Source organism: Streptomyces sp. NPDC003635 (genome assembly GCF_053587635.1).
The window spans coordinates 81525-95214 of record NZ_JBSFOK010000007.1; the positions used below are offsets into that span (position 1 = coordinate 81525).

At 69.9% G+C, this 13690-nt stretch carries 10 protein-coding genes; 2 read left to right on the top strand and 8 right to left on the bottom strand.

Annotation, left to right across the window (positions count from 1 at the left end; all coding sequences use genetic code 11):
• The 3 genes from ACWDRW_RS09260 to nsdA form a co-directional block, all read right to left on the bottom strand.
• Positions 1–339 carry a P-II family nitrogen regulator gene (locus ACWDRW_RS09260; protein WP_003997576.1) on the bottom strand — a complete coding sequence of 113 codons (339 nt, stop codon included), beginning with the start codon at positions 337–339 and terminating at the stop codon, positions 1–3.
• Positions 336–1676 carry an ammonium transporter gene (locus ACWDRW_RS09265; protein WP_451721677.1) on the bottom strand — a complete coding sequence of 447 codons (1341 nt, stop codon included), beginning with the start codon at positions 1674–1676 and terminating at the stop codon, positions 336–338. Before ACWDRW_RS09265 ends, ACWDRW_RS09260 begins: the two co-directional genes overlap by 4 nt.
• Before the next feature lie 313 nt (positions 1677–1989).
• A complete protein-coding gene (gene nsdA / locus ACWDRW_RS09270; protein WP_451721678.1) occupies positions 1990–3471 on the bottom strand; it encodes a transcriptional repressor NsdA in 1482 nt (493 codons plus the stop codon).
• A gap of 458 nt (positions 3472–3929) precedes the next feature.
• Here nsdA and ACWDRW_RS09275 point away from each other — a divergent pair, with 458 nt between their 5' ends.
• On the top strand, positions 3930–4586 hold the full coding sequence (locus ACWDRW_RS09275; protein ID WP_451721679.1) for a bifunctional DNA primase/polymerase: 657 nt from the start codon (positions 3930–3932) through the stop codon (positions 4584–4586).
• Positions 4587–4881: 295 nt separating this feature from the next.
• On the opposite strand, the gene ftsY is transcribed toward ACWDRW_RS09275, so the two are convergent.
• Positions 4882–6093 (bottom strand): signal recognition particle-docking protein FtsY, encoded by a 1212-nt coding sequence (gene ftsY / locus ACWDRW_RS09280; RefSeq protein ID WP_451721680.1) that lies wholly within the window; start codon positions 6091–6093, stop codon positions 4882–4884.
• A gap of 105 nt (positions 6094–6198) precedes the next feature.
• Between ftsY and ACWDRW_RS09285 the strand changes: the two genes are divergently transcribed.
• Positions 6199–7167, top strand: coding sequence for an LLM class flavin-dependent oxidoreductase (locus ACWDRW_RS09285; RefSeq protein WP_451721681.1), 969 nt, complete (start codon positions 6199–6201; stop codon positions 7165–7167).
• A gap of 84 nt (positions 7168–7251) precedes the next feature.
• Here ACWDRW_RS09285 and ACWDRW_RS09290 read toward each other — a convergent pair whose 3' ends face one another.
• The 4 genes from ACWDRW_RS09290 to ACWDRW_RS09305 form a co-directional block, all read right to left on the bottom strand.
• Positions 7252–8667: a sugar porter family MFS transporter gene (locus ACWDRW_RS09290; RefSeq protein WP_451721682.1), complete on the bottom strand. Its 1416-nt coding sequence runs from the start codon at positions 8665–8667 to the stop codon at positions 7252–7254.
• A 186-nt stretch (positions 8668–8853) separates the two neighbouring features.
• Positions 8854–12465, bottom strand: a complete 3612-nt coding sequence (gene smc / locus ACWDRW_RS09295; RefSeq protein WP_451721683.1) for a chromosome segregation protein SMC — start codon at positions 12463–12465, stop codon at positions 8854–8856.
• Positions 12466–12678: 213 nt separating this feature from the next.
• The gene (locus ACWDRW_RS09300) at positions 12679–12882 is read right to left on the bottom strand and encodes a hypothetical protein (RefSeq protein ID WP_009327638.1); all 204 of its coding nucleotides are present in this window, start codon (positions 12880–12882) and stop codon (positions 12679–12681) included.
• 377 nt (positions 12883–13259) lie between these two features.
• Complete coding sequence (locus ACWDRW_RS09305; RefSeq protein ID WP_451721684.1) at positions 13260–13541, bottom strand: acylphosphatase; 282 nt, start codon at positions 13539–13541, stop codon at positions 13260–13262.
• Positions 13542–13690: the final 149 nt, after the last annotated feature.

The window sequence follows — 13690 nt, forward strand, 5'->3', positions numbered from 1 at the left end:
TCAGAGCGCGTCAGGCCCGCGCTCGCCGGTACGGACCCGTACGGCCGTCTCGACCGGCAGGGACCAGACCTTGCCGTCACCGATCTTGCCGGTGCGGGCGGCCTTGACGATGACGTCGATCAGCTGCTCGGCGTCGTCGTCCTCGGCCAGCACCTCGATACGGATCTTCGGGACCAGGTCGACGGTGTACTCGGCGCCCCGGTAGACCTCGGTGTGGCCCCGCTGCCGACCGTAGCCGCTTGCCTCGGTGACCGTCAGGCCGTGCACGCCGAAGGCCTGGAGGGCTTCCTTGATCTCGTCGAGCCGGTGCGGCTTGACGACGGCGGTGATGAGCTTCATGCGTCCACCTTCTTGCTCGCAGTGTCGGCGACCGGGGCCTGGGCGGTGGTCCGGGCCGCGCCGCCGCCGGCACCGCTGAAGTCGTATGCGGTCTCGGCGTGCTCGGCCTGGTCGATGCCGGCCACCTCGTCGTCCTCGGGGACCCGCATGCCGAGCGTCTTGTCGATGACGAAGGCGAGGAGTGCGGAGACCACGAGGGAGTAGGCGAGGACGGCACCGACACCGGCGCACTGCTTCCAGAACTGCTCCAGGCCACCGCCGTAGAAGAGGCCCTCGACCTCGGACTGGCCCTTGCCGCTGGCGAAGAAGCCGACGAGCAGGGAGCCGACGATGCCACCGACCAGGTGGACGCCGACGACGTCGAGCGAGTCGTCGTAACCGAGCTTGTACTTCAGGCCGACCGCCATGGCGCAGAGGAGACCGGCGATGGCACCGACGAAGATCGCGCCGACCGGGGACACCGCACCGCCGGACGGGGTGATGGCGACCAGACCGGCGACGGCGCCGGAGGCCGCGCCCAGCGTGGTGAAGGCGCCGTGCCGGATCTTCTCGTAGGCGAGCCAGGCGAGCATGGCGGCGGCGGTGGCGACCTGCGTGTTGACGAACATCAGCGCGCCGACGCCGTCGTCGTTGCCGAGCCAGGAACCGGCGTTGAAGCCGAACCAGCCGAACCACAGGAGCCCGGCGCCGAGCATGACCAGCGGGAGGCTGTGCGGGCGCATCGGGTCCTTCTTGAAGCCGACGCGCTTGCCGATGACCAGGATCACGCCGAGGGCCGCGGCACCGGCGTTGATGTGGACGGCCGTACCACCGGCGAAGTCGATGACGCCGAGGTCGAAGGCCCAGCCGCCGGAGGGCGCCCAGACCCAGTGCGCGACCGGGAAGTACACGATGCAGGCCCACAGCGTGATGAACAGCGCCCAGGCGCTGAACTTCACCCGGTCCGCGAGCGCACCGCTTATCAGGGCGGGGGTGATGATCGCGAACATCAGCTGGAACACGGCGAAGACGTAGACCGGGATGTTGTAGATGTCCCACAGTTCGGCGTTGCCGACCCCGCTGAGTCCGACGTAGTCGGAGGTCCAGCCGATGAGCCCGCCGTGCGAGTCACCGAAGGCGAGGGAGAACCCGAAGAGCACCCACAGGATGGTGATGATCCCCAGGCTGATGAAACTCATCATCAGCATGTTCAGGGTGCTTTTGACGCGGACCATGCCTCCGTAGAAGAAGGCGAGTCCCGGTGTCATGAGCATCACCAGGGCGGAGCAGATGAGCATGAAGCCTGTGTTGGCGGCAGAGAGCTCCGTCTCTGCGGCAAGCGTGATGGCTGGTGCCATCGGCGTCTCCTCGTCGTTGGTACGGCCCCGTGCGGGCGAAGCCTGAGCGGATTGAGGGGTGGGCCGGTTATGCGCCATGAGATTGGCGCAGCGCGGTTTCGGTGGAAGCCCCTCGTTGTTTCGCCGCCGTGACGAAGGCGCCGTGGGTGTTACGCATCGATGAACTGCCGGATTCAGCGCCCGTCGATCGTTATCGTGGCGCAACCTTCGCAAGGAGGTATGGGCCGGCCGCGGACGGCCTTCCGATGACCTGGCATGGGGGAGCCGAGTCGGGCAGTTCGGGAGGGCCGGCCGCGGCCGGGGTTCAAGGGATTCAGACGGCTTCCGCGGTCTCCGGGAGTTCCACGGCGAGCCGGTCCGTCAGGTCCACGACCTCGTGCAGATCACCGAAATCGCGTACGGCCGTGTCGACCGTCTTCCGGATCCGGGTGTTGACGCGCTCCGAGCGCACCTTCTTGGCGATCTGCATGGCCTCGGTCGCGTACTGCGCGCTGCGCTCGGGCTCGCGCCGGAGCAGATGGACGGTGGCCATGCCGATGAGGTTCAGCGCGTAGGACCGCTGGTGCTCGGAGTCCTTGGCGAACAGGTCGACCGCCCGCTGCATCAACGGCTCGGCGAGCGAGGCGTACGTCGGGCTGCGGCCCGCGACATAGGCGAGATCGCGGTAGGAGTGGGAGTTCTCGCCGTACAGCTCGGCCTCGGAGAAGAAGCGGATCCAGTCGGGATCGGGCTCGTCCCATTCCTCGGCCTCGCCGAAGGTGTCCTCGGCCATCCGCACCGCCCGCTTGCACTTGCCGGGCTGCCCCATGTTGGCGTACGCGCGGGCCTCCATCGCATACAGCATCGACTGGGTGCGCGGGCTCGCGCAGTCACGGCTGCCGTACTGGGCGAGGTGGACCAGTTCCAGGGCGTCGTCGGGCCGGCCGAGGTGGATCATCTGGCGGCTCATGCTGGAGAGGATGTACGAGCCGAGCGGCCGGTCGCCGGCCTCCTTGGCGGCGTGCAGGGCGAGCACGAAGTACTTCTGCGCGGTGGGCTGGAGCCCGACGTCGTACGACATCCACCCGGCCAGCTCGGCGAGTTCGGCGGCCACCTTGAACAGCTTGCGGGTGGTGGAATCGGGCTGGGGTTCCTGGAGGAGGTCGGTCACCTCGTGCAGTTGTCCTACGACCGCCTTGCGGCGCAGGCCGCCGCCGCACTGGGCGTCCCACTGCCGGAACATCACGGTGGTGGACTCCAGCAGCTCCAGCTCGGGCTTGGAGAGCCGACCGCGGCGGGGCTGGGCGGGGGGCTCGGGCTCGGCGCGCCCGGCGGTCGGGGACGGGACCAGCCAGCGCTGCATCGGCTCGACGAGGGACGGGCCCGCGGACAGGGCCAGCGAGGTCCCGAGGAAGCCGCGCCGCGCCAGCATCAGGTCGCTGCGCGAGAACTCGCTGAGCAGGGCCACGGTCTGCGGGCCCGTCCAGGGCAGGTCCACTCCGGACACCGACGGTGACTGGCGGGCGGCGCGCAGGCCGAGGTCCTCGACGGAGACGACACAGCCGAACCGCTCGGAGAACAGTTCGGACAGGATCCGCGGGATCGGCTCGCGCGGGTTCTCGCCGTCCAGCCAGCGGCGCACCCGGGAGGTGTCGGTGGAGATGTGGTTGGCGCCCAACTGGCGCGCGCGGCGGTTGACTTGGCGGGCGAGTTCGCCCTTCGACCAGCCGCTGCGCACGAACCAGGAAGTGAGCAGTTCGTTCGGCCGCTTGTCAGCGTTCGTAGCGCTTGTGCCGCTTCCGCTGTTGCCGCTCACTGGAACGCCCCCATCCCTTGGACCACTTGTCACCGAGTGCGCCAAGCCCTATCAGAATGCCGGTAAATACGGCTCCCCGTCCGGAAGTTCTCACCCTTCGAACGGAAAGCCGAGTTGCCTCCGGCATACCCGCAAGTGCATGTGCCCCCAGGACTCGTGCACTCAAAGTAATCCTACGATCACGGGTCCAGCCACGGCGATCCCGGAAACGCCACCATTCGCCACCCCTTCGAATGAACTCACGTACGCCTCCGCACGATTCACTTGACATAGACCGGCCTGGAGTGGGCGGAGCGATGCACTCAGGGGCGCGCACCGCCGGGCGCGCGACCCGGGGCGCTTCCGAGCGCCGCCCGGAATGCGTGGAGCCAGGCGTGAGAAGACCGAAGGTGGACACAGAGGGTCACGACCCGCATCCGCGCCGTAACCACTGGCGCGCCGGACCCGTTGGAGGGGGCATGGGCTTCACGATCGCCGGCATCCGCGAGATCCGCTCCGGCACGCGTCGACGCGGCCGGTCGTCCGAGTGCACCGCCGTCGCCGAGTTCACCGGGCTGTGGGGCTGGGACGTGGTGCCGGGCGCGCGGGCGACGGCGGGCGCGTGCTCCTGCGGCCGGGCGGACTGTCACGAACCGGGCGCCCACCCCCTGCACTTCGCTCCCCGGGTCCCGGCCGGCGCCACCCTCGACGAGGTGAGCCGGACCTGGGCCGAATACCCGGGCGCCGCGGTGATGCTGGCGGTCGGCCGGGCGTTCGACGTGATCGAGGTGGCCGAACCGGCCGGGCGCCGCGCGCTGGCCCGCCTGGAGCGCATGGGCCTGCCGCTCGGCCCGGTCACCGCCACACCTGACGGCCGCGCCCACTTCTTCGTCGCCCCCGGCGCCGCCGCCGAGCTTCCCGAGCTGCTCTACCGCATGGGCTGGGACGACCCGACCTCCCTCGACCTGCGCGGCCTCGGCCCCGGCACCTTCGTCACCGCCCCGCCGTCCGACCGCGGCGGCCGGGGCCCGGTCCGCTGGCTGCGCTCCCCCGCCCTGGACTCAGCGACGAAGCCCCCGGCGGCACGGCTGCTCCTGGGCACACTGGCGTACGTGGCACACCGCTCGCGGGCATAGCGAAGCACTGGCTCCGGGCATGACGAAGGGCACCTCCCTGACACAGGGAAGCGCCCGGCATCGACCCATCGGAGCACCCGGCACCGACTCAGCGGCGCACCTGACGCCGGCCCGTCGGACCAACCACCTGGCGCCGGCACAGCGAAACACCCGAGGCCGCCATGCAACGCACACGTGGTCGACGCAGCGAAGCACCGGCCCCGGCACAGCAAGGCACCCACCGCCGACATGCAACGCACACGGCGAAGCGCCCGTCTCTTCAGGAGGCGGGCGCTTCTTCGTGGGTGGTGGGGTGTCACTCTCCGATAAGCGCATCCACGAACGCCTCCGGCTCGAACGGCGCCAGATCGTCCGCGCCCTCGCCCAGACCGATCAGCTTGACCGGCACGCCCAGCTCGCGCTGCACCGCGATCACGATGCCGCCCTTGGCCGTACCGTCCAGCTTGGTCAGCACGATGCCGGTGATGTCGACGACCTCGGCGAAGACGCGGGCCTGCACCAGGCCGTTCTGCCCTGTGGTGGCGTCCAGGACGAGCAGTACCTCGTCGAGCGGCGCGTGCTTCTCCACGACCCGCTTGACCTTGCCGAGCTCGTCCATGAGACCGGTCTTGGTGTGCAGACGCCCGGCGGTGTCGATGAGGACGACGTCGGAGCCCAGCTCCTTGCCCTCCTTCACCGCGTCGAAGGCGACGGAGGCGGGGTCGCCGCCCTCCGGACCGCGCACGGTGTGGGCGCCGACCCGCTCACCCCAGGTCTGGAGCTGATCGGCGGCGGCGGCCCGGAAGGTGTCCGCTGCGCCCAGGACGACGGTGTTGCCGTCGGCGACCAGCACCCGGGCGAGCTTGCCGGTGGTGGTGGTCTTGCCGGTGCCGTTGACCCCGACGACCATCACGATGCCCGGCTTGCGGTCCTCCGGCTCGGTCCGCACGGTGCGGTCCAGGTCGGTGCCGACCAGCTTGAGCAGCTCCTCGCGCAGCAGGCCGCGCAGCTCCTCGGGGGTCCGGGTGCCGAGCACCTTCACGCGCTCGCGCAGCCCGTCCACCAGCTCCTGGGTGGGCAGCACGCCGACGTCGGCGGTGAGCAGCGTGTCCTCGATCTCCTCCCAGGTGTCCTCGTCCAGGTGCTCGCGCGACAGCAGCGTGAGCAGGCCCTTGCCGAGGGCGTTCTGGGAGCGGGACAGACGGGCCCGGAGTCGGACCAGGCGGCCCGCGGTGGGCTCCGGGACCTCGATCTCGGTCGGCGGGAGTTCCTCGACGACCGGCGGTTCCTCGACGGCGACCCCGGTCGATCCGTCGGGAAGATCCACCTCCTCTATCGTCCGGCGCGGTTCGTCGCGCGGCGTCTCGGCCTCGTCGCCGACATGCGGCTCGGCCGGAGGGGCGGTGATGTCGGGCGCTGCGGGGGGCGGCGGGGGCAGCTGCTTCTTGCGCCGGCTGCCGACGACGAGCCCGCCGAGCGCGCCGAGCACGACCACGGCGATGACTACAGCAAGGATGACGATGTCCATAACGGGACCAGTATCAGCCATGGAGTACGGCGACACCCCTCTGGATCTCTGACACACCGTCAGCTAACGTCCTCCCCCACACCCGCCCGGTGAAGGGGGACCCCCATGCCCGTCACGGTCGTCCGCTTCAACCTCGTCGCGCCCGGCGCGACCCCCGCCTCGCTCGCCGCGCGCTACCGGACCGCCCTGGAGATGGCCGCGTACGCCGACGAGCACGGCGTCACCACGGTCCAGACCGAGGAGCACCACGGCGCCGACAACAACTGGCTGCCGTCCCCGTTCGCCTTCGCGGCGGCCGTGTTCGGCGCGACGAAGCGCCTGGCGGTCACCGTCTCGGCGATCATCGGCCCGCTGCACGACCCCCTGCGACTCGCCGAGGACATCGCCGTACTGGACCTGATCAGCGGCGGACGGCTGGTGACGGTCGCCGGGATCGGATACCGCCCCGAGGAGTACGCGCTCTTCGACGTCGACTGGAAGCGGCGCGGCAGGCTCCAGGACGAACTGCTGGAGACCCTGCTGAAGGCATGGACCGGCGAGGATTTCGAGTACCGCGGCCGTACGGTACGGATCACCCCGCGCCCCTTCACCGAGCCGCACCCCCTGCTGTTGGTCGGCGGCTCCTCGAAGGCCGCCGCACGCCGGGCCGCCCGCCTCGGCCTGCCGTTCTTCCCCAGCGCGCATCTGCCGGAGCTGGAGGCGTACTACAAGGAGCGGCTCACCGAGTACGGAACCGAGGGCTGGACGATGATGCCGGCCGCCGAGACGCCGCTGCTGCACCTCGCCGAGGACCCGGACCGGACCTGGGCCGAGTACGGCGAACACTTCCTGCACGAGGCGCGGACGTACGCCTCCTGGCAGTCCGGCGACATCCGCTCGGCGGTCCGCTCCGGCGCCGGCTCGGTGGCCGAGCTGCGCGCGGAGGGCGTGTACCGGGTGCTGACGCCCGAGGAGTGCGTGGCGCGGGGGCTGGACAACCTGGTGCTGCATCCGCTGTGCGGGGGCATGCCGCCGGAGGAGGGCTGGCGGAGCCTGCGGCTGTTCTGTGAAGCCGTACTGCCCCGGCTCACCTGACTGAGCCGGGGCAGTACGTATTTTCACGAAACGAGGAGGAGGGCAGCGGGGACTGGGCCCTTCTCCCCGAGTCCGGGGCGGGGGTCAGCCCATCTCCTCCAGCTTCTTGCCCTTGGTCTCGGGCACGAACTTGAGGATGAAGGGGATGGAGAGGAAGGCGAACACCGCGTACATGACGTAGGTGAGCGACAGGTTCCACTCCGACAGGTCCGGGAAGGTGATCGTGATGACCCAGTTGGCGATCCACTGGACCGAGGCGGCCACACCGAGCGCGGCGGCGCGGATCTTGTTCGGGAAGATCTCACCGAGCATGACCCAGACCACGACACCCCAGGACAGGGCGAAGAAGAGCACGAACGCGTTGGCGGCGATCAGCGCCACGGCACCCTGTGCGGTCGGCAGCGGTTCGTTGCCGTTCTGGTAGGAGAAGGCCCAGGCGGCGAGCGCCAGCGAGATGCCCATGCCGACGGAGCCGATCAGCGCGAGCGGCTTGCGGCCGATCCGGTCGACGAAGATCATCGCGATGACCGTACCGATGATGTTGATGATCGAGGTCTCGAACGAGTAGAAGAACGAGCTCGACGGGTCGACTCCGACCGACTGCCACAGCAGGTTGGAGTAGTAGAAGATGACGTTGATGCCGACCAGCTGCTGGAAGACGGACAGGCCGATACCGATCCAGACGATGGGCAGCAGGCCGAACTTGCCGCCGAGCAGGTCCCGGAACGTCGACTTGTGGTCGCTGCGCATGGCCTCGTCGATCTCGGCGACCCGGGCGTCGAGGTCGACGTCGCCCTCGACGTCGGCGAGCACCTTCTTGGCCTCGTCGACGCGGCCGACGCTGATCAGGAAGCGCGGGGACTCGGGGATGGCGAAGGACAGCAGGCCGTAGACGAGGGCCGGGACGACCATCACGCCGAGCATCCACTGCCAGGACTCCAGGCCCGCGATCTTTCCGCGCTCCTCGCCGTCGGCCATGTTGAGGATGGCCCAGTTGACGAGCTGGGAGACCGCGATGCCGATCACGATGGCGGCCTGCTGGAAGGAGGCGAGCCTGCCGCGGTAGGCCGGCGGGGCGACCTCGGCGATGTACGCGGGGCCGATGACCGAGGCCATACCGATGGCTATACCGCCGAGCACACGCCAGGCGGCGAGGTCCCAGGCGGCGAAGGGAAGACCGGAGCCGACGGCCGAGACGGCGAACAGCACCGCCGCGATCTGCATGACGCGGATACGGCCGATCCGGTCCGCGATCCGGCCGGCGACGGCCGCGCCGACCGCGCTGCCGAGCAGGGCGCAGGCGGCGACCGTGCCGGTGGCCCCGGAACTCAGGTCGAACCTGTCCTGGATGCCGCCGTTGGCGCCGTTGATGACGGAGCTGTCGTAGCCGAACAGGAATCCGCCCATGGCGGCTGCGGCCGTGATGAAGACGACGTGCCCGAGGTGTTCGGGGTGCGCCGCCTTCGCTCCTGACTGGGGTGCCTGCGCTGTGCTGGTCACGTAGTACTCCTCGGACACCGGCAACGCTGCCGGGTGGGTCAGCACCTCCAAGCCGAGAGACCTGAAGGTAAAAGCAACGTTGCAGACCCTATGCCTTCAGGTTTCGAAGTCAAGAGGCAATAGATGTGACCTTTGAAGCGAGAGATGAAGGAGTTGTGTTCAAGTCTTGAATGGAGTGGGGCGATGTCAGCGCAGGCGCTGGCTGATGACCTTCGACACACCGTCCCCCTGCATGGAGACGCCGTACAGCGCGTCCGCGACCTCCATGGTCCGCTTCTGGTGGGTGATCACGATCAGCTGCGAGGCCTCCTGCAGCTCCTGCATGATGCGGATCAGCCGCTGGAGGTTGGTGTCGTCGAGGGCGGCCTCGACCTCGTCCATGACATAGAACGGGCTGGGCCGCGCCTTGAAGATCGACACCAGCAGCGCCACGGCCGTCAGCGACCGCTCGCCGCCGGAGAGCAGGCTGAGCCGCTTGACCTTCTTGCCCGGCGGACGCGCCTCGACGTCGACGCCGGTGGTGAGCATGTTGTCGGGGTCGGTCAGGATCAGCCGCCCCTCGCCGCCCGGGAAGAGCCGGCTGAAGACGCCCTCGAACTCGCGGGCGGTGTCCCGGTAGGCCTCGGTGAAGACCTGCTCGACGCGCTCGTCGACCTCCTTGACGACCTGGAGCAGATCGGCACGGGTCTTCTTCAGGTCCTCCAGCTGCTCACTGAGGAACTTGTGCCGCTCCTCCAGCGCCGCGAACTCCTCCAGCGCCAACGGATTGACCTTGCCGAGCTGCTGGTACGCCCGCTCGGCCGCCTTCAGCCGCTTCTCCTGCTCGCCGCGCGCGAAGGGCCTGGGCCGGTTGCGCGGATGCTCCGGGTCCTCGGGCAGCTCCTCGCCCTCGGCGGGCGGGGACGGCGGTACGAGCTGGTGGGGGCCGTACTCCTCGACGAGCCCGGCGGGCTCCACGCCGAGTTCCTCCAGCGCCTTGGTCTCCAGCTGCTCGATCCGCATGCGCTTCTCGGCGCCGAGCACCTCACCTCGGTGCACGGAGTCGGTGAGCTTGTCCAGTTCGGCCTTGAGGTCGCGGCCGCGGTTCCGCGCCGCGGTCAGCTCCTGCTCCCGCTGGGCCTTGGCGGCCTCGGCGGCGGCCCGTTCCTCCTGGGCCCGGCCGAGGGACACCTCGACGTGCGCGAGGAGCTGCCGGGCGCCGGATGCGACGGCTTCCGCCACGGCGGCCTCGTGCCGGAGCCTGGCCCGCCGCTGCTCGGCACGCGCGCGAGCCTCACGTTCGGCGCGGGCGGCCCGGTCGAGCGAGTCCGCCCGGCCCGCGAGGCCCTTGACGCGTTCCTCGTGGGTACGGACCTGGAGGCGGGCCTCCATCTCCGTCTGGCGGGCGTTGGCTCCGTCGGCGGCGAGCCGGTCCCGTACGGCGGTGTCGGGCTCCTCCTCGACCGGCATCTCCTCGGCGACGGCGAGCCGCTCGGCGAGCACCTCGACCTCTTCGAGGGCCGTGTCGAGGGCGTCCTGCGCACGGGCCGCCGCCGCGGTGGAGCGCTCGGCCTCACCCGCGGCGCCTCGCGCCTGCCCGGCGAGCCGGCCGAGCTGCTGGGCCACGGTCGACTTCTCGCGGTCGGCGGCTCTGCGCCGCTCTCCGAGTTCCTCGACCAGGGCGGCGGCTTCCCTGCGCCGCTCGCCCGCCTCCTGCTGAGCCGTGGTGAGTTCCTCACACCGAACGGCCAGCTCTTCCAGCTCGGCGGCGGCCTCGTCGACGGACGCCTGCACTTCCAGGAGGCTGGGAGCGCCCGCGGAGCCGCCGTGCGCGAAGTGGGCGCCGAGGAGGTCCCCCTCCGCGGTCACCGCGGTGAGGTGGGGGTGGGCGTAGACGAGGTCTTCGGCGTCCTCGAGGGTTTGTACGACGACGATGTCCCGGAGGAGGCGTCGTACGGCCGGCACGAGCTCGGAAGGAGCGCGGACCAGATCTGCCGCGTGCTGGTGGGCGGCGGGTGCGGGTCCGCCCTGGCTGGCCGCGTCCCCCGGGGAAGCCGCGAATGAACGCGGCCCCGGGCCCCCCTCGACGGGCGTCTCCGGTGACCCGGCGAGCAGCAGCGCCGCCCTTCCGCCGTCCTGCTTGCGCAGCAGGCGGATCGCCTCCGCCGCCGCGGCCGGTGACGTTACGGCGATGGCGTCGGCCGCCGCTCCGAAGGCCGCCGCAAGGGGCACCTCGTAGCCGGGGGTCACCGTCAGGAGTTCCGCCGCCGGGCCCAGCAGTCCCGTCAGCCGGTCCTTCGCGCCCAGCAGCGCGCCCGTGCCGTCCTTGCGGCGCAGCCCCAGGGCCAACGCCTCGTGCCGGGCCTGGGTCGCCGCGCGCTTGCGCTCCGCCGCGGTGGCCGCTTCCCGGGCCGCCGACAGGGACGCCTCCGCCTCGGCCAGCGCCGTCTTCGCCGTCTCGTGCTGCTCGGACAAATCCGCGTCGCCCGCGTCGAGGCCGTCGACCTCGGCCTTGAGGGCCTCGTACTCCTCCTGCGCGGCGACGGCCCGCTCCTGGGCCTCGTCGCGTGCCGAGGCCAGCCGGTCGATCTCCGCCTGGGCCGACGCGGCGCGCGAACGGGCAGCGTTGACCTGGCCGTTCAGCCGCGCGAGCCCCTCGCGGCGGTCGGCGATGGCCCGGGCCACGTCCTTCAGGCGCCGCTCTTCGAGGGCGAGCTCACGTTCCAGTTCCGCGCGGTGGGCGACCGTGTCGTCGAGAGCCCGCTCGGCCGCCTCCAGGGCGGCTTCCAGCTCGGCCTCCTGCTCGCGGATCCGGGCGGCCTCGCGCTCCATGTCCTCGGGGTCGCGGCCGCGCCGCTCCTCGGGGGGCGCGGAATGGGCGCTCTTCACGCGGGCGTCGGCGAGCGAAATCGTGCCGCGGACCCGTTCGGCGAGCTGGGAGAGCTCGTACCAGGTCTGCTGGGCGCGCTGGAGGCGCGGGGTGAGCTGCCGTACCTCGTCCTCCAGGAGCGCCTCGCGCTGGAGCGCCTTCCTCAGCTCCTGCTCGGCGGCTTCCTTGCGCTCTTTCAGGGCGGCTTCGTCGGCGACCTCGGTCCGCAGGGCCTCGCGGAGCCGTACGAGATCGTCGGCGAGGAGGCGGAGGCGGGCGTCGCGGAGGTCCGCCTGGATCACCGCGGCCCGGCGGGCGACGGCGGCCTGGCGGCCGAGGGGCTTGAGCTGGCGCCGTAGTTCGTCCGTCAGGTCCTGTACCCGCGCGAGGTTGGCCTGCATGGCGTCCAGCTTCCGCAGCGCCTTCTCTTTGCGCTTGCGGTGTTTCAGGACGCCGGCGGCCTCCTCGATGAAGGCTCGGCGGCCCATCGGATCGGCGTGCAGGACGGAGTCGAGCTGACCCTGTCCGACGATGACGTGCATCTCGCGGCCGATGCCGGAGTCGCTCAACAGCTCCTGGATGTCCAGCAGACGACAGGTGTCACCGTTGATCTGGTACTCGCTGCCGCCGTTGCGGAACATGATCCGCGTGATGGTGACCTCGGCGTACTCGATGGGCAGCGCCCCGTCGGAGTTGTCGATGGTCAGCGACACCTCGGCGCGGCCGAGCGGCGGGCGCCCGGTGGTGCCGGCGAAGATGACGTCCTCCATCTTGCCGCCGCGCAGTGACTTCGCGCCCTGCTCCCCCATGACCCAGCTGAGCGCGTCCACGACGTTGGACTTGCCCGAGCCGTTCGGTCCGACGACACACGTGATGCCCGGCTCGAACCGGAGTGTGGTCGCCGAGGCGAACGACTTGAACCCGCGGAGGGTCAGGGCCTTGAGGTGCACGCCGCTGGACTCTACCCGCCGGGGGTGTCTCACTCCATGAACCCGCGGTTTCGCCCATGAACGCGCAGGGCACACCAGACGTTAAAGAGTCTGAAAGGATGCGCGGGGGAAAGAAAGAAGGGACGCCGAAGCGTCCCTTGCAACTTCTGACAACTTAGCGGTTGATACGGGCAGCCCAACCGCTGCGTGTGCTGTCGTGGAGCGATGCAGCGATCAGGTGAGCGCAGGCTCCGCCTGGTGTGCGTCGATGCTCTCCATGAGACTGTCGTGAGAAGCGGCAGCCGTCAGCGCGTCGTTCTCCGCCTGGATCCGTACGAGCTCCGATTCCAGGTCTTGTACGCGCTGCTGGAGCCGTCGCATCTCGGCGAGGAGTCGCGGGTCGGAGCCGCCGACGTAACCGAGAAGCGCCTTTGCCATGATGGATGGTCCTCCACAATGAGTGACCGACCGAAGCGGTGTGGGTCGTGAGGGATTCGCACCCACGGTGCTTGGCACTCTTGAGTTCTTGCTGCCGTTCTTACATGCCAAACAGCTAAGGTGCGCGGGGCTTTCAGCGTCTCACCAAAAAGTTTGACGGTCAACACGATCACGCCCCGTATTGACGGGCGTCCCGGGGGCACGCGGCCGAATCGGCGGCGCTGCGACTCCTGCGGGGCCCTGAGGGCGTGGCGATCATCCTTGCGTGCGGAGCCTGCCAGCGCAAGCGTTTCTCGGCAACCACCTGCTCCTTTCTGTTCCGGGCAGGGGCCGGCGACCGTCTCCTCGGCTTCGGCGGCGGCGGGCGGCGCCTTTGATCACCGGATGGCGAAGCCGTCGTAGCCGCCGCGAGGTGTGTCCCAGATCTCGGTGACACCGTCGACGCGTCCGGGCGTGTCGGCACCCTCGAGCCAGTCGAGGAGGCCCTGACAGCCGGGGCGAGGGCCCTCGGCGACCACTTGGACCCGTCCGTCGTCCAAATTGAGAGCAAAACCACTCAGGCCGCCGATCTCGAGTGCCTTGGCACGCGTGAACCAGCGGAAACCCACACCTTGGACACGTCCCCGCACCCAGGCGACCAGCCGAACATCCTCGCTCATGACTGCAACCTAACCGCCCAATGTCCCACTGGGCACTTCCACACCCAGCGCCATGCGGTACCGTCCCGACCCAATGAATCTCATATGAAACTCACGTGATCGAATCTTCACCCGATCGAGCGAGTTTCGGTGATCTTTGGTTGATCGCT